Origin of the sequence: Brevibacillus sp. NPDC003359 (assembly GCF_042878995.1) — a bacterium.
Classification (GTDB): Bacteria; Bacillota; Bacilli; order Brevibacillales; family Brevibacillaceae; genus Brevibacillus.
The window spans coordinates 87324-112786 of record NZ_JBIAOR010000016.1; the positions used below are offsets into that span (position 1 = coordinate 87324).

A 25463-nucleotide genomic window follows, 5' to 3' on the forward strand; every position below is an offset into this window, starting at 1 on the left:
ATATCCGTCGACTTCGCGTGAAACTGTGGTAATGAATGGACGTAACGCTTCGTTAGATAAAAGGGAGAGCTAAAGCGTGGCCATCTTAACCTTATTAAGGAAAGTTACTTTCAAAGACACCCAACGAGTGGTAACTGAACTGTTTTTTCGGGGATCTACCAAGAAAAACATGGTGGCCGAGTTCAAAAGTCTGGTGCTAAGCCTGATTTAAATTACCAGAACTATCGATCACCATTAATGCGAGTAATACAGGATGATAGAGTAGACATAGCAAAGTTCTTATTGGATCACGGAGCAAATCCGAATCTTTCGACTCCTTACGGCCCAGATTACCCATCCACTTATATGACTCTGTTGGAGGAAGCAAGAAGGAGGGGAAATCCACAAATGATTGCTTTGCTTGAAAAATATGTCCGTGAACAGAACTCTCGATAATTAAAAAGCCGAATTACCCCACGGTAATCCGGCTTTTTTGCTTATTTAACCTTAGGGTTGAATTTTGCATTTCTCATAGGAAACCGCTCTTAGTCAGGTATACGTCTGTCTTTCCACTCGTCAACGTCTCTTGGATCGATGTTGAGAACTTCGCAAATATGTAGCGCAATCGTCACAGAGGGAACGGTAATCCCGTATTCTATGTTCTGATAATGTTTCAAGGATACGTTTATGATCCTGCTTATTTTTTCCTGGGATAATTTCTTGTCTATTCGCGCATCTTTTAGTTTCAAATCTGGGAAGCTCTCCTTGATTCGTTTACTCATATGTTAAACTGTTCGCGAATTTTTAATCACCCATAATACTTGGCGAATTAAAATACACGTAATATACTTACTATCATTTCCGAGTTTTTACATTTCAATAACCTGATTTGATTGTTTTCTAAAAACTCAAATGAATGTGGAATGAAATTTCATAGAAGGAAGTGAACTGCATGCGTGAGCAATTAAATTGACGGTATCATAAATAAGTTCAAGGGGATTCGATGGTAAATATTTACAAAAACTTATGACAGTTGTAAAATACGGGAAGTTGAGTATTTCTTATGTACTTGACTAAGGGGGATTTCTTTTTGTATGGAAACAATAATAACAACACAAAAATCGATACGCTCTGAAATAGATAGAAATATAAAAGAGAACGGATATACACTTAGTAAACTCGGTGAATTGAGTGGTGTTAATCCCGGACATTTGAGTGAGATCCTAAATAGCAATCCACCTCGTGCTATTACAATTGGTCAGCTTGACACGTTGGCTAAAGTCTTTGAAAAGGCTCCTGGTTGGTTGTACGAGTTGTACCAGGAAGAGTGTATAGCCGAGGAAAAAATCTCACGGCCACGTTTGATCCCTTATTTGGTTCGATGTGCCGAGCTTGGGCGTCAGGATTGTATTGAAGTGGTTGTCTCCAGATTACTAGAGAACCCTAAAAACGTTTCCATTCTCTTCACCGTTGCAGAGCAATTATTCCAAAATGGTGGAAAGGTTATGTCAGTCCCCTTTTATCAGCTAGTGATTGAAACTGAAAAAGATAGTCATTCGGATCACTTTCTGATAAGTCAATATCGGTTATTTCGTGCGTTACAAGGTACAAGTCCTGAAGACAACTGGAAAGCGGTCATACGGTTTGAACCCTATCGGAACAGATTGTCCGAAAATCACCAATTGGACGCGTTGCTACATCTAGCGAATGCGTGCTACATGTTGCAGAAGTGGAAAGATGTTGAAAAATATGCTGACGAATTACGGACCCTAGCTATTGCAGTCTATCAGGATCAACTACGCAAGAAAGAGAGCGGTAAAACGGATGAAATGTTACACACGGAACGTCAACTAGTTGTGTACTATGGCCAAAGCTCCTTGTTAAAAGGAGTTGCTCTGACAATGCAAGAACAATATGAAGAAGCGGAAAAACACGTGATTGAATATACTGATCTTACTTGGTTTGAACTGTTAGATGAGATAGGGCATAAAGAAGTAAAGAAATTCAATGTCTGGGGCAGGGCTAACTTATATGGACTTAGCTTGAAGAAGGGAAACGTGAATATCCTCTCAGAGTATGCCGATTTCTTAACGGAACATCCAAATGAAATTCTCCCCGGCATGTTGACTATCATCGAAGCAGCCAATAAGCATGATTTTTGTATAGATGAACTGTTACATCGTTTTTCTGCTAATCTATCTAGCTTTCATGACCAGCAGAACCCAATAAATTTCAGTCAGAATTTTCACTTTTGGGATCAAAAGACTGAATATGAATTTAGCAAAGGAAACACGACACAAGCGATAGATCAGTTACTCCTGTGCCTTGATTTATCTGACAAAATGACCTATCACCAAGGATTTAAACGTTGTGTCACAAAGTTTTGGAAACACTTACCACACGCAACAAATGAGCAAAAATATCGCTATCAAGCTATTTTAGAAGGGAGAGTGTGAATATGAAGAGATTTTTTGTTTTGTTATCACTGGCTTTGAGTTTTGGGCTATTTTCCAGTGTTGGCCAGGCTTCTATAGGAAGCGAAACGCCATCTATTTCTGCTGTTTCTCCTCCTTCAGTCATTCAATATCATCACGGCGTAGGAGGCTAAATAGAGTTTGATAAAGGATTCGAAAAAGCATCCCAAACAAAAAGGGATGCTTTTGTTATTTTCCCATTTTTCTAAGAACAGTGAATTTGGGAAATTGCAGTATAGTTATAAATGTATTTATTGTAAAAAAAAGGGAGGTGATAAACATAGGAGCATTTGCATATAGAAAGGGCGTTCCACCCATTCGCCAGGTTAATGGAACGCCCGCAGGAGGAGCAGATACAGCTCCTATAAGTAAATGTACCACGCTATCTTTAGATCGGGAAGGAGGAACTTATCACGATGTAGATCATTTGAAAAACATTGTGGAACAATTACGGGAACAACTGGTGCAATTGTTTTTGGAGAAGAATGATTTGTTGGATGATGAAGTCGTGGAATTAAGTCAGCAATTGGATCAGTACATTCTGGTAATTCAATCAAGAATGATGCAAAAATAAGAAAAAAGAGAAAATATGGTTTTATTTGAACCAACAGGAGGATAAAAATGAATATTAAGAAACTTTCTTTCGCAACTCTCTTACTTAGCAGTTTAGTTGTATCTGGAGCTGGTTCTGTCTTCGCAGTATCTCAAGGTGAGACTATTCAAATAGGTAACCTAAAAATCGTTGAACGTGTATATGAGAACCCAGTAGAGTATGATTTTACAGATGCCCTTACAAAGAGTGATTCATCTAAGATTGGTCCCTTAGGCAATGATATGACTGGCAAAGAGTATGAAATGTCTAAGAAGGACCTATACAAATCAAAATCATATGAAGCTGATATTGAGAATGATAGTAGCGAAAACGATTCCTTTATGAGGAAGGTTACAAGAAAAACCTTTTTGACCGGAAAAATAGGTGTGGAAGCCGAGACGAAAGTCAACTGGAGGATCATAGAGGGGAAAGTGGGGATTAATGCAGAAGTTTCATTTGGAGAAGAAGACATTATAGAAACAACCCACAGTTGGGTCATACCAAAGCGTACGATTACAACCGTTGAATACGGATCAAAAGCCGTAAAAACAACTGGAAGCTTAAACGAATATTTTCAAGGCAGAGTAGTAGATTCTAACTACGTAAACGTCAAATACTCGTACAAAGAGTATTCTAGTAAAAAATCAAAAGATCTATGATCCGACCTCTCCATATACTTCTCCTTCTGTTCATAGTCCTTCTTAGTGGCTGTAGCGAGGCAGTAACAGTCCCTAAAGAGAAGTCATATGTAAGCGTCTACGATTATTTCGAAGAAATTCATGGGAAGAATTTGAAAACATCCGTGCTTCAAATAACAAAAAATGGTAATTCAGCAGAACTCACGTTACGAATCTTAATTTCGGACGATTTGAGAGAAAAAATGATGCATACGGAAAAGCCCATTTACTTTTCGTTTGCAGATATGCCGGGTAACGAGACAATTAAAAATTTGCTTGCTGAGACTCCTTCACTCGTTCAAATTGAGTTAAACAGTAAAGAGAGTCGGTATACGATTTCGCAACAGCTAAAGCTAAAAGAAAATTTGTCGGAAGCTGATAACCAGGCGCTATTGTCTCCTGCTAATTACCGATTTCAGGTCATAAACGAAGAAAAGCTCTCTGTTGCTAGTTTTATGGGTTTAGAATATTCGCTACTTCCTGAAGATAATCAGAAGTAATAAATCGCTTGTTACGAATAGTTCCTCTTGTAGCAAACGTGGCCACACCCTAAATGGTATTTTGGGGGTACCGCCAACCAAATGTGACTTGGATGTAATAAAAAACTCGTTTTCCTGTACCCTAAGGAACTCGAGTTTTTCATATTGCCAGTACCCTTGGTAGTAGCAGCCATTGTTCTCTGGAATACAGTGCTTGGCTTGAGCTTGAACAGTATGGTACTTCAGCTGGCGATGGCAGTCTGGAGTTGGTGTGGGCGGTCTGTTGGTCGAACGTATCTCGTAGTCCTCGGTCCCTTGGACTGCCGTCACTGCCATTGCTTTAGCCCTCGGTGCGCCTCAATCCAAAAAATACTATATGTATTTTGACAGAAATGTTATTCCATAACGTTTTTTTGACTTTAACATGGTTCCGTACCAGACGGAGGAACAGATGAGGGGGGCACAGTTGAACGGACCATTAGAATTCGTAATGAGACGATTGGTATATAAAAATCAATCATTTCTCATTCGCGCAGGGGTAGTGCCTTCTTTTTTCAATCGATTATAATAGTCGTATAAAAGCTAGCTACTGTTATGAGAAAGAAGGAACCTCCATGACTTATACGACCCAGGAGAACGGTGTTTTTCCAGCAGTCTGTTCACTTGATTGCCCGGACCAATGTGGACTGCTCCTTCATAAAAAAGAGGGGAAAATCGTCAAAATTGAGGGAGATCCGAACCATCCAGTGACGAAGGGGAATATTTGCAACAAAGTCCGTAACATGACAGAGCGCATCTACGATCCCAAGCGACTCACGCACCCGCTGAAGCGCATTGGCAAAAAGGGGAGCGGAGAGTTTGTCCGAATCAGTTGGGAGGAAGCCATCGCCACTATTACAGAACGCTGGCGTGCCTTGATCGACTCAGACGGTCCCGAGAGCATCCTGCCTTACAGCTTTTACGGAAACATGGGGCGGATTAGTGTGGAAGGAATGGATCGCCGTTTTTTCCATCGTATGGGGGCCAGTCAACTTGACCGTACGATATGCAACAGTGCAGGGGCTGTCGGCTACAACTACACGATGGGCGGAGCCTTTGGAACAGATCCGGAAGACACCATTCATTCCAAGCTGTTCATCATGTGGGGGATTAATACTGTTAGCACGAACATGCATCAAGTGGTGTTTGCGGAACAGGCTCGAAAAAACGGGGCGAAGATCGTCGTGATTGATGTCCATAAAAATCAGACGGGTCGATGGGCTGATTGGTTTATCCCGATTTTACCCGGAACAGACACGGCTTTGGCCTTGGGTATCATGCATGTGCTTTTTGCAGAAGGCTTGGTAGATTCAGCCTTTATAGGAAAATATACGGTAGGTCATGAAGAGCTCAGGGAGCATGTACGCACGTACTATCCTGCTACCGTATCAGCCATAACGGGTGTCCCTGTCGACGATATTTATAAATTGGCGAGAATGTATGGCACCACTTCCCCCTCCTTTATTCGCATTGGAAACGGCATTCAGCATCACGACAATGGGGGAATGTGTGTAAGGACGATTGCTTGTCTTCCGGCCCTTACAGGGCAGTGGCTCGTCAAAGGTGGTGGAGCCAGTAAAGGGAATAAAGGTTTCCTGGAGCACAACAAGCTTGCCGTGCAGCGACCAGATTTGTTGGCAAATAAACAGACGAGAGTCATCAATATGAATGAACTTGGAAAAGCGTTGCTCGATACAGAGCCGCCGGTGAAATCGCTCTTCGTCTATACGAGCAATCCAGCCATTGTTGCACCAGAAGGAAACAAAGTGCGGCAAGGCTTGGCGAGAGAGGACCTGTTCACGGTCGTGCATGACTTGTTTTTGACGGAGACGGCTCTCTATGCCGACATCGTTTTGCCAGCGACGTCTTCTTATGAAAATACGGATTTTTACACGTCGTATTGGCATCATTACATTCAACTGCAACAGCCAGTTATTCCCCCGTATGAGGAGAGTAAATCCAACACAGAAGTGTTTCGCTTGCTGGCCGCTGCAATGGGGTACGATGAGTCAGTTTTTCGAGACAGCGATGTAGAGATGATCAGGCAGGCGTTAGAGGGACACGGCAACCCGCACTTGGAAGGAATCACGATTGAGACTCTGGTAGAAAAAAAATATACCAAAGCAACGAAGACAGAATCCTTCTTTTCGAGACCACTGCCTACACGCAGTGGAAAAATTGAGCTATATTCCCAAGCGATGGCGGAAAAAGGACTTCCTCCGTTACCAACATATATCCCTTTGGTTCCGGATGGTAATTTCCCGTATATGTTTGTCCCCGGGCCAAATCACAATTATTTGAACTCCACATTCTCAAATAATGAGAAACATAAGAAAATGGAGAAAATACCGCGTTTGCATATGAATGTGGCAGATGCGTCTGCATCAGGAATAAGTGACGGAGATACGGTCCGTATATGGAATGAGCGGGGAGAATGCGAGCTGGTTGTATCGATAGGAGAGAATGTTTTACCGGGAGTGGTGGTCAGTCAAGGCTTGTGGGCTGATGCTCCTTACTCAAAGCATTATGTAAATGCGCTGACCCCGGATCGCATCGCGGACATGGGCGGAGGAGCTACCTTTTTTTCTGGACGTGTCGATGTGGAAAAGGTCATACGATAAAAATCAGCGAGGGTCTCGATTGTAGTCGGACACTCGCTGGTTACTTTTATTACCCGATAGGATATGAAGTGTTATAGGTGAGGGAGTTGTCCAATGATCATAGCACCATGGCAATTGACAATTATGACATGGTGGCCGAATTACCCCACGGTAATTCGGCTTTTTTTCTGATTCGAGGGAATGGCTGGCTGCTTATGTTCGATTTCATTGACGAATTACGTACCATGTGTAATGTGCAATAAAGGCTTCCTAAGTGAATGAAGCATAAAATACGTTACGTGTGTTTTCCATCAACTTTCATCAACACGAAAAAAAACGATTGGATGTGTTTTGTATTTTTGGTAGAATTAGTATATTGATGAGCGATTCACAAAGCAACATAATGCACCTTTAGAAATCCTACACTACACAAATATCCGAAGACTCCCTCCATTCAGTGGTGTCTTACGGGCTGGCACAAGGTATTTCTCAACGCAATATTTAGATAAATTCCTAAATATCTAAAAATGATGTATGAAAGTAGGATCGATTGATTATGTCAATGAATTACGCATTTAAGGCACTTTCTGATCCCACAAGAAGAAAGATTCTAGACCTGTTGAGAGAGAAAGATATGACGGCTGGAGAAATAGCGGACCATTTTCAAATGACCAAGCCCAGCATCTCCCACCACCTCAGTTTGTTGAAACAGGCACAAATGGTTTACGACGAACGAAAAGGGCAAAACATCTACTACTCACTTAATACGACCGTTTTTCAAGACTTATTAAAATGGGTTATCCAATTCCGTTAGAAAGTGAGGTAATCACATGAATAAATCCAATTTGTCTATGTTATTTTTTTTCATCAGTGTTGTCTTGGGCGTAATTTGTTATCCCTCCATGCCAGATCAGATGGTAATTCATTGGGGACCAAATGGCGAACCGAATGGTTTTGCGCCTAAGTTTGTGGGTGTATCCTTTATTCCGGTTGTGATGCTGTTTATTTTCGTGGCTGTTCGCAGTCAAAAACAGTATTACCAAAAGTTCCAAAGCAGTCACGATACAATCTTGAATACGTTAATGATCGTACTTCTCGTCATCCATGGCGTGATAATCGCATATGGATATGGATATATGTTAAATATTGGGATATTTGTTACGCTTATTTTAGGAATTCTCTTTGTAACGATAGGGAATTTTATGCCTCGTTTTCGACATAACTATCTGATTGGGATACGCACGCCATGGACACTTGCTTGTGAAGAGGTCTGGAAAAATACCCATCTATTGAGTTCCCGTGTGTTCTTCATCGGAGGAATCCTCATCATGCTCACCTCATTTTTACCAACAACCATTCATTATATCCTGCTGTTGATCATTACATTGGTGACAATTCTGATTTCTATCGGAAGCAGCCACTACTATTACAAAAAAACAGGAAGGGGAAAGTAGAATGAAAAACTTGAAAATAGCATTTCTGTTATCATTGGTGAGCGCTATCGGTTTTATCTCAGCTATTCCCTATATGCTGGCAATTAGCGGGGATGCATTATCCATGATTCCTCTCCCGATACCGGTTGCAATGGCAATTTTCGTCTTGCAGGGAAGCATCATGGCATTTCTGTTTTCGTGGATTGGATTGACCTTCGCAGGCAAGGTTGGGCTGGATGCCCCTGTTCTTCGGAAGTGGTTATATAAAACGGGTGGAGAATCCTTCAACAAAAAGGGAATCATTCAAGCAGTCATCTTTGGATTTGCAGCAACAGCTCTTCTCCTCCTACTGGAACTCGCCGTTTTCCAACCATTGCTACCAATCTTGGCGGAAAAGGCCCAAGACTTAGAAGTGTCGGTTTGGGCAGGTATGCTGACAGCCATTCAAGGTGGAGTATACGAGGAAGTCATGGTTCGTTTGTTCATGATGACAATGATCGTGTGGATTTTGGGCAAGCTATTCGGACGTAAATCATCCCCTAAGCCCTGGATGTACTGGGCAGGCATCATTGGGGCAGCTCTTATATTCGGGCTTGGTCATCTCCCAGCGGCAGCTGTCTATTTTGGTGAGATTACCCCGCTGTTGTTCATTCGCACGATCGCCCTTAACGGGGTGGCTGGAGTATTATTCGGTTACCTCTACTGGAAGCGCGGGCTGGAGTACGCAATGATTGCTCACGCGATAGGGGATATCATCCTTCATGGTTTCATTAAATAAGAGCGCTTCCCAATCTTCACGTAAGCATCAACAAATGAATACGTAACTTCTCCAGCATGTCGTTATGGAGTTGGTTCAGCGTATCGTTTAAATTCGATGCTTTTGATTTGGAGGCGAGATTTCCGAATCATGTACTCGACCACGATTCCGTTGTGTGAAAAAATATACAATTGTTCGACAATTTGAGAGATGTTTCGAGTAAGTAGATCAAAAACCCCGTCGTAAGGTGGTTTTTGGTCTTCTTTTTGTTTTGTAAAAAAACGAAATGAAAAACAAATTTTAATTTTTATGGAAATTTATTGAATACTAAAAAATTGAGGCGTAATATAGAGAATGGAATTTATTAGGAATAAGGGGGGCATGCCTTGCGTTTTCTAACGAATTTTTCTCTCAGAAACTCAACAGCTATTATTATTATGAGCCTGCTTGTCGTAGTCAGTGGAATCATTGCCGCCATGTCTCTCAAGGTAGAGAACATGCCGGATGTCACTTTCCCTGTGCTTCTAGTCAATACTACTTATCCGGATGCATCACCAGAAGATGTTCTCGATGATGTAACGAAGCCATTGGAACGTGAAATTGGGCATGTAACAGGCGTTAAGGCAGTAGAGTCATACTCAAGTAACAATAGTTCCACGCTACAGGTCTACTTGGAGACTGGTTCAGATGTACAAGCTGTCAGGGACGAGCTGGAAAGAAAAATCTCCAGTATCGCGCTTCCTAGCAAAGTAGGTAGACCGCAAGTGATGATTCAGGGCTTCAGCAATCAACCCGTCTATTATCTGTTTGTGACAGGACAGGATAAGGAGAGTGGACTAGATCATTTTGACAACGATGTGAAAGAAACAGTGCTCAAAGAGTTAGAAGGTATTGAAAGTGTTGATAAAGTATCAACAATAGGCGGACAATTCAAAGAAATGAAAATTCTACCAAAGGTAGATGCGCTAAACTACTACGGAATCTCTCCGTTGCAGTTGAAACAGCTTTTACTTGACAATCACGTAGCGCTACCAATCGGTGCGATCACCGAGAATGGGGAAGAACGCATCATTCGCGTGGTGAGCCGTTACCTCAATGTGGAAGATATTCGTAACACCAAGATATTTCTCCCAAGTGACCCCAAAAATGGGCTTACCTACGTCAGGCTTGGCGAGATCGCAGAAGTCAATTTTGATCGGGTTATTAATTCGATCAGCCGCTTTAACGGCAAGAATGGAATTAACATCAATATTTACAAAACACGTGACGCCAATGCGGTAGAAACCGGTGATGCCATCAATGAAAAACTATCCCTTTTAAAAGCAGAGTACCCAGACTTAACCTTTACCACGATTTATGACACTTCTGTCGATATCAAGAATTCGATTAACGGCATGCTCAAGGAAGGCTTGCTCGGAGCTATTATGGCTTCTATAGTCATCTTGCTGTTTTTGCGTCATGTAAAGGCAACCCTCATCGTCCTAGTCTCTATCCCAACATCCATCCTAGTAAGTCTGATCTTCATGTCCTGGATGGGCATAACTCTTAATATGATCACACTGTTTGGGATGGCAGTGGCTGTAGGACGAGTTGTGGATGACAGTATCGTCGTCATCGAGAATATTTTCCGCCACTTGCAATTGAACAAAGAACGCAAGGAAAACTTGATTCAAATTGCCACCCACGAAATGCTACATGCAATTACCTCATCGACTTTTACGACAACTGCCGTATTTTTACCCATCGTGTTTGTTGGAGGGATGATCGGAGAAGTATTCCGCCCATTTGCACTAACCGTCGTCTGCTCCTTGTTTGCCTCACTATTAGTAGCCGTGACGATTGTTCCACTGTTAGCCAAGCTGATGATCCTAAAAGACCACAATATCAGGGAATTTGAACATGGAAAAGGGTCTGACACGTACAGGAAGTTACTTCACTGGTCACTCAACCGCAAGCCCGCTATCGGATTTCTGTCACTCGTTCTATTTGTCGCAAGTCTAGCGCTACTCCCGCATATGAAATACGGATTGTTTCCTGATCCGGAAGCAAAGTACATATTTGCGCAAGTAACTATGCCAAAAGGTACACAACTAGATGTTCTCGATCAAACGGTTGCCCAGGTTGAAAGTAAATTGATGGAGCAGCCTGAAGTAGAGTACATAGAAATCAATCTTGGCTCTGAAAATGAAGCGGAAATACGCCAATCGAACCAAGCCCTCTTACTAATCAAAATAGGGCCAGATGTGAATCTCGATCAAACCATCAAGAAATTTGAGGGAATCGTCAAACCAATGATTCCACTAGGATCTGAAATGGCCTTGACTAAACCTGGTAGCAGCGAGACCAACAAGTTCAAGGTGATCCTGTACGGGCCAGATCTGGATCGATTGAAAGAGGCAAGCGAAATTGTCAAATCAAACTTGAAAGAAAGTCCTCTGTTGACCAACGTGAAGGACAATTTGAACGATTTCAAAAATGAAGTTGTCATCAAAGTCGATAGAGACAAAGCCTCGGAACTGGGAATTTCCCCTGTACAGGTGGCTCAAGAGGTCAACCTCCTAGTTTCGGATACCCAAATTGGCAAGATCAAAGTCGACGACAAAGACTATAGTCTTTTCTTTGGACTCAGTGAAAATCATGCGAAATCGCTAGAGGAACTGAACAATATCTACATTCAAACGCCAAGTAAGCAACAAGTGCGTTTGGTGGACTTTGCCGAGATTGACCAAGAAAAAGTTCAATCTCAAATCATGCGCAAGGACGAAAAACAATTCGTACAAATTACAGCAGATATCACGAGCGATAACAAAGGAGGAGCGAGTAACTTCCTATTTGCGATGTTGCAAGCGGAAAAATTGCCTGCTGGAGTTACCTTGTCATCTGAAGGTGTCTCAAGCGACATGGAAAAAAGCTTTAAAGATATGCTCTTAGCCATTGGTGCAGCGATTTTTATCGTATACATTGTCATGCTCATCACTTTTGGCAATGCTACGGCTCCGCTCGCGATTCTACTGTCCCTGCCACTTGCTGCGATCGGCGGATTATTTGGCCTGTTCATTTCGGATACCGTACTCGATATAACGGCACTTATCGGCTTTTTGATGCTGGTCGGAATCGTTGTTACTAATGCAATCGTGTATGTGGACAATATCCAGCATCGAAGACTGGAAGGGACTTCTATGCGTGAGGCAGTTGTCGAAGCTGGCATTACCCGACTACGCCCCATTATTATGACGGCAGTTGCGACAGTCAGCGCTCTCTTGCCGCTTTACCTCGGCTTTTCTGAAGGAGCCTTGATGACCAAAAGCTTGGCGATTGTGGTCATTGGTGGACTCGTTACTTCGACGATCCTGACCTTAATCGTGGTTCCTATCGGGTATGAATTATTGTATCGGATCAAAAAAGATTTTTTTGCCCCTGATACCAAAGAAGCGGAGATGGAGCCAAGCGAGGATATGTTTATTTCCGTGCTGAGAAGTTTACGCGATATGAAAAAGTCTGGGTAAGGCAGAGGGAGGAAGTATACAAAAAATGAAGAAGACGAAGCTAATCAACTCAGGTGTGGCATGTCTTATAAGCTTGACGATCATCTCGGGATGCAATTCACAATCCGCAGAAAAGACCAATTCTAATGAAGGAAGAACACAAATCGAAGGCCAGTCCAGTCCTGAGATTGAAACCATTAAAGTGGAGAATTCCGTTGATGTTCAAGTAGAGGAAGCAATAGATGGAGAACTCAAAGAATCCGACAAGTTGCTGGCGGAGGTATTCGCTAACACGGATGTGAGTATTTACGGCAAAACTACAGGGACCGTCTCGCAAATCCTAGTGAAAAAAGGGGACACAGTAAAAAAAGGGCAAGTCATTGGAAAGCTGGATCAAACCGAAGCGCAATTGAAACTGCGTCATGCTGAGGCGACATTAGCAGTCGCCAACGCAAATCTAGAGCATTCCAACAAAATGGGGACGTCCAGCGAATTGGCAAACAGCCAGCTGAAGCAGGCGGAGCAAACCTATGCGAATGCCAAGCGTACGATTGCACAAGGATTGACGTTGGCGCAAGCAAATTACGACCGCGCTAAAAAGCTGTTTGAAGAGAAAGCTTCGTCCAAAAGTGAGCTTGAGAATGCAGAAAACGCATATCTGCAAGCAAAAAACCAGTATCAAAGCCAGCTGGATCAGGCGCAAACCGCTTTAATTAATGCGCGGACGCAAGTGAATACAGCCGATAAAAATGGACGAGTCACGCAAGCAAATGTGCAACAAGGACAGGTTGAAGTGGATATTTCCAGAAACGCGTTGGAAAACACACTGATCAAATCAACAGTAGACGGCATTGTCACCGATATCCAAGTCCAAGAAGGCGATACGATTAACCTGCAAAAGCCTATTGCAACGGTAATTAACCTTGACCCGATGATTGTGAAGGTGAATGTGTCAGAAAAAGCGTTGGCAAGCTTCCAAAAAGGAACACAACTAGATTTGCAGGTTCCATCTCAAAATATCAAGGTCAAAGGCAGTATTGCCTACGTGGGACTAAAGGCTTCTGACCAATCGAAGCTTTTCCCCGTGGAAATAGAAGTGCCAAATCCAAAAGGTACGCTACTTCCCGGAATGAAGGCGGAAGTGTCTTCAATCAAAGGACAAGCAGGTATTCTCATACCGACAGATGCCATCCTTGAGCGAAATGGGAAATCGGTAGCCTATGTCGTGAATGGAGAAAGAGTAGCTGAGAAGGAAATCTCGATCGCTTCGAAAGGAACGGAGAAGACGCTTATCGGCTCCGGAGTGAAATCAGGAGACAAGGTAGTTATCAAAGGACAATCACAATTAAAAGATGGTGCAAAAATTCGCATTGTTCCCTAAGTAATATCGAGGAGGATACCTATGCAAAAGATGTACGTTTCCCAGAACCGATGGCTACTCTCTGCAAAAATGACTGCGGAGGCAGAAGTGCTATTATTTTGCTTTCACTATGCTGGTGGTCATGCTGGTATTTATCGGGATTGGCAAAAAAAGCTGCCCGTTCAGATTGGCGTTTGTCCGGTGCAGCTGCCAGGCAGAAGTAATCGCTTTTTAGAGCCTTGCTACACGGATTTGTCTATAATGATTCGTGATCTGGCAGAAGCGCTACTTCCCTATCTGAATCGACCGTTTGCCTTTTTTGGACATAGCATGGGAACGCTGGTCAGCTTTGAGCTGGCCAGATATTTACGCAAACATTACAACCTCAAGCCGCAGCACATGTTTGCATCCGGATACCATGCCCCGCATCTGCCAGATCCGGGTGAAGCCATCCATCATCTCCCAGATCAAGAGTTTCTGGAGGGCGTACGAACGATGAATGGCACGCCAAAGGAAGTCTTTGAGGACAAGGAGATTCTGAACATGCTTCTCCCTACGCTGCGGGCCGATTTCACGATATGCGAAACGTATCGCTATCAAGACGAGGAACCGCTGGAGTTCGGACTGACGGCTATTGGCGGTTGGCAGGACCCGGATTTTACCGGAACACATATCGAAGCCTGGAGAGATCACACGAACGCTTCTTTTCAAACGTATATGCTGGAAGGGGACCATTTTTTCATCCATTCTCAACAGGACCAAGTCCTTACTATTGTCGGGTCAACTCTTCAAAATTATCTTGCCGGGTACAGGGGGATAGGATGATGACAGGAAAAGCAACAAGAGAGGGGACACAGCGCCTAGCACAGGCCAATACCCATCTTTTCTATAAGCAATTTGGTAGCTTCGATGTGTGGATCAGTCAGGTTGGATTCGGAACGTACCGGATTGATGAACAGGATGAGCAGTACCACGAGGCACTCCGTAAGGCACTGCTCGAAGGAATTAACCTGATTGATACTAGTAGTATGTATACAAATGGTAGCGCTGAGAAAGTCATCGGTCATGTGCTGAAGCAGCTGATAAGTGAAGAAAAAATAAAGCGGGAAGAGCTTGTAATCGTGTCCAAGGCCGGTATCGTCCAAGGCGAGGATTCCGAAGAGACGATGAAGAGGACAGCGGAAGGCAAACCGTATCAAGACTTCACGACGGTACATGATGGAATGTCGATATGTATCCACCCAGAATACCTTCAAGACCAGCTGACACGCAGCCTGCAGCGCTTGCAGGTGGACACGATTGATTGCTACATGCTGCACAATCCAGAATGGTATTTGCTATGGGCAAAAATGAAAAAGATCAAACAACAGGAAGCGTATGTTGAATTATTAGAGCGAATTGAGAAGGCTTTTCGACATCTGGAGAAAGAAGTAGAATCAGGTCGGATTCAATGCTATGGAGTCAGTGCCAATTCGTTCGTCAGCAATGTCAAGGAATTTGATTTTGTTGCGCTGGATATCCTCTGGGAAATTGCAGAAAAGATTACGCCGAATCACCATTTTCGCGTCATCCAGCTTCCAATGAACATGTACGAATCCGGTGCCATGCTGGAAAAAAGCCATGCGCAAGGCAAGAGTGCCTTGTTATTTGCCAAGGAAAAAGGACTTGGTGTAATGACCAACCGGACGCTAGATGTGACAGCGAAGGAAAAAATCTTCCGCCTGACGAACATCCAACTAGATCTGAGCACGGTCATTGACGAAAAAGAAGCCACTCGTCGAATCAAGGATTGTCTGAATCGTGTAGATGATGTAGAGGAACAGATCGTCTATCGCGTCTTGCCATTACTTAAAATGGAGAAAGAAGATGTGAAAGAGCTGAAGAAAAAAATATCATCTGGGGCTACACTCCGCAAATACTGGAAAAAGCTATTCTCTTCCACAAATGTGCAAAATGTGAGAAGCTTTTTGATTGAGCCAGTCATCGAAGATATTCGCAATACGATTAAAAAACATGGGGGCTTGGACGACCAGACGCAGCAATGGCTGGATACCTACAAGGCAGCTCTCATGGAGACAGCTGAAGCTTTGCAGAGCTATTACGCCCCCAAAGACTACCAGCGTTCACTGGATATCTCGAATGAGCTGACGAGGGTGAAACCGCATTTAATGACAACAGATAACCTCAGCCAAGCAGCGATTAGAACGATGCGTGCCACTCCAGAGGTACACAGCGTCCTCGTGGGGATGAGACGTGAGCATTATGTAGATGATGTACTAATGGAATTAAAGAGACCTTTGGATACGATCATGCAAGAAGAAGACTGGCACGCAATGACCCAAACCCTTAAAGCGGTTATTGGCTAAAAACAATACCCAAATAGTAAAACCACCTTATGGAATCGTGTGACAACAACGATTTCATAAGGTGGTTATTTTTAATACTTTCGGTTATTTCCACTTGCTGATGATATGCTCGCGATCAAAGAGCTTAATACTAATCTGGAACAAGATCAGGGCAACCACCGCAAAAATCGTGACCAATCCCAGATAGATTACCGGATTGCTCATCATTGAGAGGAAGATGACCTGACTGACAGCAAGTCCGATGATCGGCAGAACCAGTAAGGCACCAAATTGTTGGGCTGCTGCGACGTTGTCAACTTTTGAGGAAACAATGACGCTCAGGGATACGCTGATGATCGAAATAAATGGGACCAGCAGGATCATCGCGAGAATAAATACAATGGAAAAATACTCGCTAGCATTGTCAAAGCTTGTAAAGATGAACCCTAGAAAGATTAGCTGGACAACCCAGGTCAGAGCGATGGAAGGCAAGGAGTAAGCTAGGACCTTACCAAACAAAAACTCCTTGGTGGAAATCGGGGTGACCAATACGCTTTCCAATGTTCCTGTCATTTTTTCCATGATGATGCTCGTCGTGGCAAATGTTAAGGGGATCATCGCCGGTACGATCAAGAACAAGAGGAAATAGAAGCGGGCAATGGCAATGTGACCATCTGCACCTGCCATGTTAAGGAGGGGATTGGTCAATTTCATCAGGTTAAGGATGAACTCCATCTTACCGTTTTGGGCAAATACAGTTGTGATCAGAGCGACAACCAATATAACGAATGGCGCAGCAAGATTCGTAATCAATACAGAGCGGTTAGCGAAAAGCTCTTTCCATTCTCGGAGAATAACAAATCCCGGCATCCTAGATCGCCTCCTTTTCTTGATTCAACAAGCTGAGATAGGAGTCCTCCAGTGACACGGAGATGGGTGTTATGTAATTGACGGTAATATCGGCTGCGACCAGCTTTTTGATCAGCTGTGGGTTCGAGGTCTTCGGATTGGCTACCCTCAGGTGGAACTGATCTTCGGTGCGCTTATACTCCTCAACTTCCTCGGAGGCTTTTATTATCTGTTCCGACTTTTGTGAATCCGATCCTACGTCAAGAAGCACATTGTAGGTGGTCCACTCTTCACGGAACTTCTGTGGGGTAGTTAAACGAATCACCTCACCCTTAATGATGGCGAATTCATGACATAACTCATCAATTTCTGCCAGGACATGTGAACAAAAGATGATCGTTTTTCCAGATGCAGCCCAATCGCGAATCAGATCTTTCAGCTTCCGGGTGCTGACAGGATCGAGATTGGCTGTGACCTCGTCTAAGAAAAGCACTTCTGGGTCGTGTAAAATCGCGCAAACAATCGAAAGTTTTTGTTTCATTCCTTTTGACAATCTGCCGGCAGGATCGTTTCTTCTCTCCCACAAATCGAACTGGCGAAGCAAATACTCGATACGTGAAGCACGCTTGGCTTTGGGAATCTGGTAGCAGGAGGCGAAGAACTCCAGGTTGTCCATCAGAGAAAGCTTGTCATACACCCCGGGAGATTCTGTTACACAACCAATTTTTTTGCGAATCTCTTCTTTATTCTTGCTGATTTGATGACCGAGGATGGTGACTTCTCCTGACGTAGGCTCAATGAGGCAGGACAGGATTCGTAGGGAGGTTGTTTTTCCAGCTCCATTAGGTCCAAGTAGACCAAAAATTGTACCTTTGGGAATCGTGAGGGAGATGCCATCGAGAACTTTTTTGTCTCCGAACGATTTTTTGAGATCCTTAATTACGATTGCAGGTTCCATAAAAAATCCCCTTTTCTAGACTTTTCTGTGACTTCGACTGAGTGTGTAGCTCCAAATCTATCAACTTTTTCCCCAATTCAGAATATTGAAAGCTTGTAAATACGGATGAATTTATTACAAAAATGGGCAGAAACAACTGGAGATTGAGAAGGAAATTCCTTGTCTGGTGAGGTGAGATACTGAGATGAGGACATAACTTTCCCTTACCCAATACACAGAGACAATTTCATATCAGAACGAAATGTCATGTTGAACGAAGTGCAGCATTGAAAATTGGAGTTGTCTAAAATTGTAAATTTTTGCCAGTGACATATTTAGCAAGTATAACCTGCATTTCCTCAATCTAACCTCCTTTCATCCATCAGAACTAGCAGAGAAATGCCTTTTGGCATTCTTTACTCTAATTGTTGAGAACGAAAAAATAAAAAATTTACATACAACCACTTGCAAAAAACCGTAATTTTGAGTTAAATGTAAAATCATGTAACAAAAAGTAAAAATGTGGCATAAATTCCATATAAAACGATTTTCAATCGAAGTCAACTTTTTGTCAACGAAATTATGAGAAATGCTGGTGATGTTTTTTTGAGAATATTATTCCTAACAACATTCATGAGCAAAGAAAACAAGATTGTGCAGTACTTGGAATCAAGGAACCACGAAGTCATTGTGTGCAATAAAAGATGGGAGGAACAAACAGAATATTTTAAACAAATTGACTATATAGTCAGTTACGCGTACGGCTATATTCTGGGTAAGGAAATCGTTTCCTGTTTCATAGGGCGCATTATCAATCTACATACATCCCTCTTGCCCTGGAACAAGGGAAGAGACCCTGTTTTCTGGAGTATTTGGGATGAAACACCAAAAGGGGTTACGCTACACCTCATAGACGAGAACGTAGATACAGGCAATATCCTTGTCCAGGAAGAGATTGCTTTTGATGACGAAGATACACTGATCGATTGTTACAACAAAGCCAATCAGGTGATTGAAGATCTGTTCATCCGAGAATGGGAGAATATTGTAAGTGGGCGGATCACACCATTTCCACAACCATCTGGTGGAACGATTCACTACAAAAAAGACCGTGATTTCTACAAAAACCTGAATATGACCACCGTAAAAGAGCTGCTGGCATTAAAGCGTTTTTGTGGAGAACGAACACAAGTAGAGATCCGCAGCGATAAAACCTACCATCAGTTGTTTGAACGACAAGTCGAAGTGTCACCAGACAGTCTAGCAGCTGTATGTCAAGACCAGTCTCTGACATACAAACAACTTAATGAGCGAGCCAATCAGTTAGCCCATAACCTTCGTGCCAAAGGAGTTAAGCCTGACGATCAAGTGGCGCTCATGATGGATAGATCACTGGACATGCTGGTGAGTATTATCGCTGTTCTAAAGGCCGGGGGAGCATATCTCCCTATCGATCTGGATTATCCGGATGAACGAATTGCTTATATGCTAAACGATAGTGGCGCTTCCGTTTTATTGACACAGACTCCCCTTATAGAGAAGGCCAAAAGTATCTGCGAAGTAGAAGTGATCGACGTGTGTGACCCTGGTAGCTTCAGCGACAGAAAAGAAAATCTACCGCACGTCAATCGATCTACAGATCTCGTCTATGTCATGTATACATCGGGATCGACAGGTTTGGCCAAAGGCGTGATGATCGAGCATCGCAACTTGGTAAATTTTTGCGAATGGCATCGCCAGTACTTTGAAGTGAGCCCTGAAGACAAAACCCTTGTCTATTCCAGTTTTTCATTTGATGGGTCTGCATTGGATATATTTTCATACCTGCTCACGGGCGCATCATTAAACATCGTGCCTTCTGCACTGAAGTATGATCTGATTGCCTTGAATGATTATTGCAACCAAGAAGGCATTACGATCAGCTTTTTTCCGACAGGAGCAGCTGAACAGTTCATGCAGATGGATAATCGGTCTTTTCGAGCGATGCTCACAGGCGGGGATGTGCTAAAAAAGGTTGATCGGCGCGGTGCTTACAAGCTTTACAACATGTATGGACCGACAGAGTGCACGATTGTTGCTACTATTTTTGAGGTGGACAAGCAATACCAGAGCATTCCGATTGGCAAGCCTATCGCTCATACCTACATCTTCATTTTGGACGAAAAGCTAGCATTACAACCGATTGGGGTAGCAGGCGAGGTATTTATCCTCGGTGAAGGGTTGGGACGAGGATATGTGAACCGACCAGATTTGACCGCTGAGAAATACATCATTCATCCACAGACGGGCGAGCGCATGTACCGCACGGGAGACAGAGCACGCTGGTTGCCTGACGGGAACATCGAGTTTTTGGGCCGCCTCGACAATTTGGTAAAAATTCGCGGATATCGGATTGAGCCAGGAGAAATTGAACCTTTCCTCATGAATCATCCAATGGTCGAAATGGCAACGGTTATCGCCAAAGAACGGGAGGATGGCCGCAAATACTTAGTTAGCTATTATGTTGCTCCTGATGAAATCCCTTTTCACGAGCTGAGGGAATGGCTCGGAAATGATCTTCCTGAATACATGATCCCGACGCACTTTGTTCACATGGAGACTTTACCGCTCACCACGAATGGAAAGGTAGACAAGCGGGCATTGCCAGATGTTCAGGAAGATGAGGAGCTGCTGAGGGAATATTATGTCGCGCCCACTGATGAGCTTGAACAACAATTGGCACAGGTGTGGAGTAGCGTGCTAGGAAATTTGCAGGTGGGAATCGACGACCATTTTCTTGAATGCGGTGGGGACTCGATCAAGGCCATGCAGCTCATTTCCCAGTTCAAGAATATCGGGTTCGATTTGAGATATGACCAGCTTTTCAAGCATCCAACGATTCGCCAATTGAAACGTTTGTTCACAGAGCAAGAGCAGACGAACATACAACCATTGCAGGAGCTGATCGTACAACAGGAATACGAAACATCCGCGGTGGAGAAACGAATGTACATCATCCAGCAGCAGGATGTCGAGTCGATCGCATACAATGTGACATTCACGATTGACTTTCCCAAATCCGTCGATGTGGAGCATATCCAGATGGCCTTGCAGCAGCTGGTGATGCGCCACGAAGGATTACGAAGCACGTATCACATGCATCATGACGAAATCGTAAAACGAATGGTTCCGTTCGCCGAGCTATCATTTGTCTGTCAAACGGGTGCAGAAGAGGTGCTACACGGCCTACTTGCAGAGCACATCAAGCCATTCGATTTGGCAAAAGCGCCATTGCTCCGGGCTGGAATAATTGAAACTCCTGACAAACAGGTTCTCTGGCTCGATTCCCATCACATCCTCATGGATGGCTTATCCAAGTCGATTTTGTTACGGGAATTACAGACTTTACTCGAAGGACAGCAGCTTCTCCCTTTAAAGAATACCTATAAATCGTTTGCGCGATGGCAAAATGAGTGGCAGTCAAGCGACGAATATAAACAGCAAGCTGCTTACTGGAAGCCCCTTCTAGAGGGCGAGCTTCCCGTCGTCCAACTTCCTACACGAAAACGTCCGCCGCAACTGACATTTGATGGAGCGACTATCACGTATCGCGCAAACAAAGAACTCACTAGAAAGCTCAAGACCACGGCAACAAAACATGATGTAACCCTCTATATGCTGATGCTCACCATCGTATCTGTCTGGCTATCCAAAATGAATAACGACAGCAAGCAAGTCATACTAGGTACCGTAACAGATGGAAGACAGCATCCAGATACGCGAGAGATACTTGGGATGTTCGTTAATACCTTGCCACTTCTACTCTCGATTGACCATGAAGAAAGCTTTATACATAACCTGCAACAGGTTAAGCAAGAGCTTTTGTATGCTTTGCAAAACCAGTACGTTCCCTTTGATAAAATTCTCGAAGGCTCTGGAGCAAAACGCGACGGGAATCGTCATCCCCTGTTTGATGTGATGTTCATGATGCAAAGCTCACCGGAGACAGAGCTGGAAAACCACATGCGTCATATCAACAACAGGATTAGCAAGTTCGACCTGACACTAGAAACAGTGGAGCGGGAGAACGAGCTGCACATTGTTTTTGAATACAACACGCTGTTGTTTGATGAAAGCATGATCCACCGTATGATTGCGCAGTTTGAACATCTCCTTTTGCAAGCTGTTCACGGTTTGGAGGAGCAAGTTAAAGCGTTTGAGCTAATGACCCAAGCGCAACGCCTCGATTTGTTTCTAGGGGTAAACGATACATCCAAAACATACCCCAGCAAATTGATCATGCAGCTGTTAGAAGAATGGGCTACTGCTACTCCTGACAAGATCGCATTGGTACTCCGCGAACAGTGTATGACGTATCGAGAGCTGAACGAACGAGCAAATCAACTGGCACATACCCTCGGTACAAAAGGGGTGAAACCAGACGATCTGGTGATGCTTATATCGGAACGATCCTTCGAGATGATAGTGGCAATTTTCGCCGTGTTGAAAGCAGGTGGGGCCTATCTGCCGATCGATCCGAACAGTCCAACTGACCGAATTTCCTACATATTCACAGATAGCGGCGCCAAGATGGTGGTAGCACAGTCCTGTTTCGTTGAAAAAGCAAGCTTTACAGCGGATGTTATTGATTTGAACAGCGAGAGTAGCTTTTCCCCAAATACAAGCAATCTACCGCTGGTTAACAAGCCGGATGACCTCGTGTATGTCATGTACACATCGGGCTCAACCGGGAAGCCAAAAGGCGTGATGATTGAACACGGTGGGCTGCTCAATGTACTCCATGCCATGCAGGATGAATATCCGCTTATGCCTGAAGATGCATTCCTGCTGAAGACGACCTACATTTTTGATATCTCTGTAGCGGAAATTTTCGGGTGGATTCCTGGGAATGGCAGATTGGTGATTCTCGAGCCAGAGGCGGAAAAGAATCCCAAAGAAATATGGCAAGCGGTAGTCCAAGAAGGGATAACCCACATCAATTTTGTGCCATCTATGCTGATTCCGTTCGTCGAATATCTGGAGGGGCGAAACGAAGCCAACCGATTGCGGTACATCCTTGCTTGCGGGGAAGCGATGCCGGATGATCTCGTGCCAAAAGTATATGAAGTACTGCCGGAGGTGAAATTGGAAAACATCTACGGGCCAACAGAAGCGACAATATATACTTCCCGCTATTCGCTCGCAAAAGACTCACTGGAGAATCCTGTCCCCATCGGAAAGCCACTGCCCAACTATCGAATGCATATCGTCAATCAGTACGGGCAATTGCAGCCAATAGGCGTTCCGGGCGAACTATGTATTGCCGGGATCAGCTTGGCGAGAGGATATTTGAATAACGAAGAGCTGACAGCGGAAAAATTTGTTGCCCATCCATTAGAGGCTGGTAAGCGTATCTATCGCACAGGCGACCTGGCACGCTATCGTGAAGATGGCAATATCGAGTATCTCGGGCGGATGGACCATCAGGTAAAAATTCGTGGATACCGCATCGAGTTGGATGAAATCCGTAGCAAACTGATTCAGGAAGAGTCCATTTATGATGCGGTGGTTATGGCCCGAACCGACCAGAACAATCAGTCATACTTGTGCGCCTATCTGCTTTCCGTGAAGGAATGGACAATCAGTCAATTGCGCGATCTGCTTCGCCGTGAATTGCCAGAATATATGATACCTGCCCATTTCGTTCTCATGAAGGAGTTTCCGCTTACATCCAACGGTAAGTTGGATCGCAAGGCCCTGCCCGAACCGGATGGAAGTGTGAGAAGCGAAGTGGAATACGTAGCACCGCGCTCTGAAATGGAAGAGATTCTTGCCGGAATTTGGGGAGAAGTACTTGGCATCGAGAGGGTAGGGATTGAAGACAGCTTTTTCGAGCTTGGTGGAGATTCGATCAAGGGTTTGCAGATCGCGTCTCGTCTGCAACGGATGAATCTCATGATGGCAGTCAATCATCTGTTTAAATATCCGACGATCGAACGAATTGCACCGTTTGTCATTTCCGAGAGTATTACTATCCATCAGGGACTGGTAACAGGGCCTGTCATACTTACACCAATCCAGCACTACTTCTTTGAACGGATTACATCAAGCAGACATCACTGGAATCAAGCAATGATGATTTTCAGCCAAGAGGGCTTCCATATCGAACTACTGATGGAGTCTCTAAATGCGATTGTGCTTCATCATGATGCCCTGCGCATGAGTTTTACGGAATCGGATGAGGGATTTGTCCAGTTTAATCGGGGCGACGATGGTAATCTGTTCGTATTCCATGTGTTTGATTTTACAGAAGAGCTGGACGCTCGAAACAAAGTGGAAGAAGAAGCAAACCGCCTGCAAGCCAGTATGAATTTACAGGAGGGACCGCTGGTTCAAGTAGCGCTCTTCAAGACAAGAGTAGGTGACCATCTGCTTTTTGCGATTCACCATCTGGTTGTTGACGGTGTTTCCTGGCGCATCATTCTGGAAGACTTCCGAATCGCCTATCAACAAGTAGCCTCAGGCAATCCAATTGCTTTACCGGAAAAAACACATTCTTATCAAAAATGGGCGAAAGAGCTAAAAAACGTAGCCAATAGCAAGAAGCTTGTAAACGAACTAGCTTATTGGAAAAAAGTCGAATCCATTCCGACCCGTCCATTGCCAAAGGATCAGGAGACCATTTACCACACCGAAATTGAGACGATAACAGCGTCTGTTCGTTTCTCCAAAATTGAGACTGAAAAATTATTGGGCTATGCAAATCACGCCTACCAAACGGAAACGCAAGAGATCCTGTTGACTGCCTTGGGAATGGCGATGCAGGGATGGACAGGGGCAAACGATGTTAGGGTCTTTTTGGAAGGACATGGACGTGAAGAGATTGTCAAAGGCTTGAATATCTCCCGTACGGTAGGGTGGTTCACTTCACTTTTCCCAGTCGTCCTGCCTGCTACCAAATCGGGCCAATTGGCGGAGCAGATCAAGTTGGTCAAAGAAATGATGCGTGCTATTCCTAATAAAGGAATCGGGTATTCCATCTTAAAGCATCTTACAGAGACCGAGCACAAACGAGACATCCATTTCACACGCCAGCCCGAGGTTGTGTTCAATTATCTGGGACAGTACGATGCCGATCTGGACAATGATCTGTTCAAGCCATCGAATCTACCAGAGGGTAGAGTGCTAGGACCTCATGCCGAACGCATGCACCCGTTAGATATCTATGCCAAGATTATCGGTGGAGAGTTGGTTATCTATGTGAATTACAATCGCCATGAGTATCACAAAACGACGATAGACAAGCTCATGGGACTCTATCAATTTCATTTGAACGCTATTATTGTACATTGTATACAAAAGAAAGATTCTGAGTTAACACCGAGTGATTTTGTGGACAAGAAGCTCTCTCTGGAAGAACTCGATGACATTATGGACTTGATAGGCGATTTGTAAGTAAATGTAGCTCAGGAGGAGAG

Annotated in this window: 18 protein-coding genes; 15 read left to right on the forward strand and 3 right to left on the reverse strand. The window is 43.9% G+C overall.

The window, feature by feature from the left end; translation table 11 throughout:
• Window positions 1–153: 153 nt before the first annotated feature.
• Window positions 154–435, forward strand: a complete 282-nt coding sequence (locus ACFYU8_RS26495) for an ankyrin repeat domain-containing protein (protein ID WP_390305476.1) — start codon at window positions 154–156, stop codon at window positions 433–435.
• Window positions 436–524: 89 nt separating this feature from the next.
• Here the strand turns inward: ACFYU8_RS26495 and ACFYU8_RS26500 are convergent, their stop codons facing one another.
• The gene (locus ACFYU8_RS26500) at window positions 525–728 is read right to left on the reverse strand and encodes a helix-turn-helix transcriptional regulator (RefSeq protein WP_390305299.1); all 204 of its coding nucleotides are present in this window, start codon (window positions 726–728) and stop codon (window positions 525–527) included.
• A gap of 345 nt (window positions 729–1073) precedes the next feature.
• On the opposite strand from ACFYU8_RS26500, the gene ACFYU8_RS26505 reads away from it, so the two are divergent.
• From ACFYU8_RS26505 to ACFYU8_RS26565, 13 genes are all read left to right on the forward strand, one after another.
• On the forward strand, window positions 1074–2435 hold the full coding sequence (locus ACFYU8_RS26505) for a helix-turn-helix domain-containing protein (protein WP_390305296.1): 1362 nt from the start codon (window positions 1074–1076) through the stop codon (window positions 2433–2435).
• A gap of 2 nt (window positions 2436–2437) precedes the next feature.
• Entirely contained in the window at window positions 2438–2587 is a 150-nt protein-coding gene (locus ACFYU8_RS26510) for a hypothetical protein (protein ID WP_390305293.1), read from the forward strand.
• A gap of 293 nt (window positions 2588–2880) precedes the next feature.
• Window positions 2881–3027 carry an aspartyl-phosphate phosphatase Spo0E family protein gene (locus ACFYU8_RS26515; protein WP_390305290.1) on the forward strand — a complete coding sequence of 49 codons (147 nt, stop codon included), beginning with the start codon at window positions 2881–2883 and terminating at the stop codon, window positions 3025–3027.
• A 47-nt stretch (window positions 3028–3074) separates the two neighbouring features.
• Complete coding sequence (locus tag ACFYU8_RS26520) at window positions 3075–3704, forward strand: hypothetical protein (RefSeq protein ID WP_390305288.1); 630 nt, start codon at window positions 3075–3077, stop codon at window positions 3702–3704.
• 131 nt (window positions 3705–3835) lie between these two features.
• A complete protein-coding gene (locus ACFYU8_RS26525) occupies window positions 3836–4222 on the forward strand; it encodes a hypothetical protein (RefSeq protein ID WP_390305285.1) in 387 nt (128 codons plus the stop codon).
• Window positions 4223–4815: 593 nt separating this feature from the next.
• Window positions 4816–6861 carry a molybdopterin-containing oxidoreductase family protein gene (locus ACFYU8_RS26530; RefSeq protein ID WP_390305283.1) on the forward strand — a complete coding sequence of 682 codons (2046 nt, stop codon included), beginning with the start codon at window positions 4816–4818 and terminating at the stop codon, window positions 6859–6861.
• Window positions 6862–7396: 535 nt separating this feature from the next.
• Entirely contained in the window at window positions 7397–7654 is a 258-nt protein-coding gene (locus tag ACFYU8_RS26535; protein ID WP_390305281.1) for an autorepressor SdpR family transcription factor, read from the forward strand.
• 16 nt (window positions 7655–7670) lie between these two features.
• Window positions 7671–8294: an SdpI family protein gene (locus tag ACFYU8_RS26540; RefSeq protein ID WP_390305278.1), complete on the forward strand. Its 624-nt coding sequence runs from the start codon at window positions 7671–7673 to the stop codon at window positions 8292–8294.
• Window position 8295: 1 nt separating this feature from the next.
• Window positions 8296–9051, forward strand: coding sequence for a CPBP family intramembrane glutamic endopeptidase (locus tag ACFYU8_RS26545; RefSeq protein WP_390305276.1), 756 nt, complete (start codon window positions 8296–8298; stop codon window positions 9049–9051).
• A 365-nt stretch (window positions 9052–9416) separates the two neighbouring features.
• On the forward strand, window positions 9417–12536 hold the full coding sequence (locus tag ACFYU8_RS26550) for an efflux RND transporter permease subunit (protein WP_390305274.1): 3120 nt from the start codon (window positions 9417–9419) through the stop codon (window positions 12534–12536).
• Window positions 12537–12561: 25 nt separating this feature from the next.
• On the forward strand, window positions 12562–13896 hold the full coding sequence (locus ACFYU8_RS26555; protein WP_390305273.1) for an efflux RND transporter periplasmic adaptor subunit: 1335 nt from the start codon (window positions 12562–12564) through the stop codon (window positions 13894–13896).
• A gap of 21 nt (window positions 13897–13917) precedes the next feature.
• Entirely contained in the window at window positions 13918–14700 is a 783-nt protein-coding gene (gene lgrE, locus ACFYU8_RS26560) for a linear gramicidin aldoreductase LgrE (protein ID WP_390305272.1), read from the forward strand.
• Window positions 14697–16241 carry an aldo/keto reductase gene (locus ACFYU8_RS26565; protein ID WP_390305270.1) on the forward strand — a complete coding sequence of 515 codons (1545 nt, stop codon included), beginning with the start codon at window positions 14697–14699 and terminating at the stop codon, window positions 16239–16241. Before lgrE ends, ACFYU8_RS26565 begins: the two co-directional genes overlap by 4 nt.
• Before the next feature lie 84 nt (window positions 16242–16325).
• Here ACFYU8_RS26565 and ACFYU8_RS26570 read toward each other — a convergent pair whose 3' ends face one another.
• Window positions 16326–17090, reverse strand: coding sequence for an ABC transporter permease (locus ACFYU8_RS26570; protein WP_390305267.1), 765 nt, complete (start codon window positions 17088–17090; stop codon window positions 16326–16328).
• A 1-nt stretch (window position 17091) separates the two neighbouring features.
• Window positions 17092–18027, reverse strand: a complete 936-nt coding sequence (locus ACFYU8_RS26575) for an ABC transporter ATP-binding protein (protein ID WP_106838973.1) — start codon at window positions 18025–18027, stop codon at window positions 17092–17094.
• Window positions 18028–18612: 585 nt separating this feature from the next.
• Between ACFYU8_RS26575 and ACFYU8_RS26580 the strand changes: the two genes are divergently transcribed.
• The gene (locus ACFYU8_RS26580) at window positions 18613–25440 is read left to right on the forward strand and encodes an amino acid adenylation domain-containing protein (RefSeq protein WP_390305264.1); all 6828 of its coding nucleotides are present in this window, start codon (window positions 18613–18615) and stop codon (window positions 25438–25440) included.
• The last annotated feature ends 23 nt before the right edge of the window (window positions 25441–25463 follow it).

Bases quoted from the DNA above. Each gene is read 5' to 3' on its own strand.
- ACFYU8_RS26505 (WP_390305296.1), top strand. From the start codon at position 1,074: ATGGAAACAATAATAACAACACAAAAATCGATACGCTCTGAAATAGAT.
- ACFYU8_RS26510 (WP_390305293.1), top strand. From the start codon at position 2,438: ATGAAGAGATTTTTTGTTTTGTTATCACTGGCTTTGAGTTTTGGGCTA.
- ACFYU8_RS26520 (WP_390305288.1), top strand. From the start codon at position 3,075: ATGAATATTAAGAAACTTTCTTTCGCAACTCTCTTACTTAGCAGTTTA.
- ACFYU8_RS26530 (WP_390305283.1), top strand. From the start codon at position 4,816: ATGACTTATACGACCCAGGAGAACGGTGTTTTTCCAGCAGTCTGTTCA.
- ACFYU8_RS26535 (WP_390305281.1), top strand. From the start codon at position 7,397: ATGTCAATGAATTACGCATTTAAGGCACTTTCTGATCCCACAAGAAGA.
- ACFYU8_RS26540 (WP_390305278.1), top strand. From the start codon at position 7,671: ATGAATAAATCCAATTTGTCTATGTTATTTTTTTTCATCAGTGTTGTC.
- ACFYU8_RS26545 (WP_390305276.1), top strand. From the start codon at position 8,296: ATGAAAAACTTGAAAATAGCATTTCTGTTATCATTGGTGAGCGCTATC.
- ACFYU8_RS26555 (WP_390305273.1), top strand. From the start codon at position 12,562: ATGAAGAAGACGAAGCTAATCAACTCAGGTGTGGCATGTCTTATAAGC.
- lgrE (WP_390305272.1), top strand. From the start codon at position 13,918: ATGCAAAAGATGTACGTTTCCCAGAACCGATGGCTACTCTCTGCAAAA.
- ACFYU8_RS26565 (WP_390305270.1), top strand. From the start codon at position 14,697: ATGATGACAGGAAAAGCAACAAGAGAGGGGACACAGCGCCTAGCACAG.
- ACFYU8_RS26570 (WP_390305267.1), bottom strand. From the start codon at position 17,090: ATGCCGGGATTTGTTATTCTCCGAGAATGGAAAGAGCTTTTCGCTAAC.
- ACFYU8_RS26575 (WP_106838973.1), bottom strand. From the start codon at position 18,027: ATGGAACCTGCAATCGTAATTAAGGATCTCAAAAAATCGTTCGGAGAC.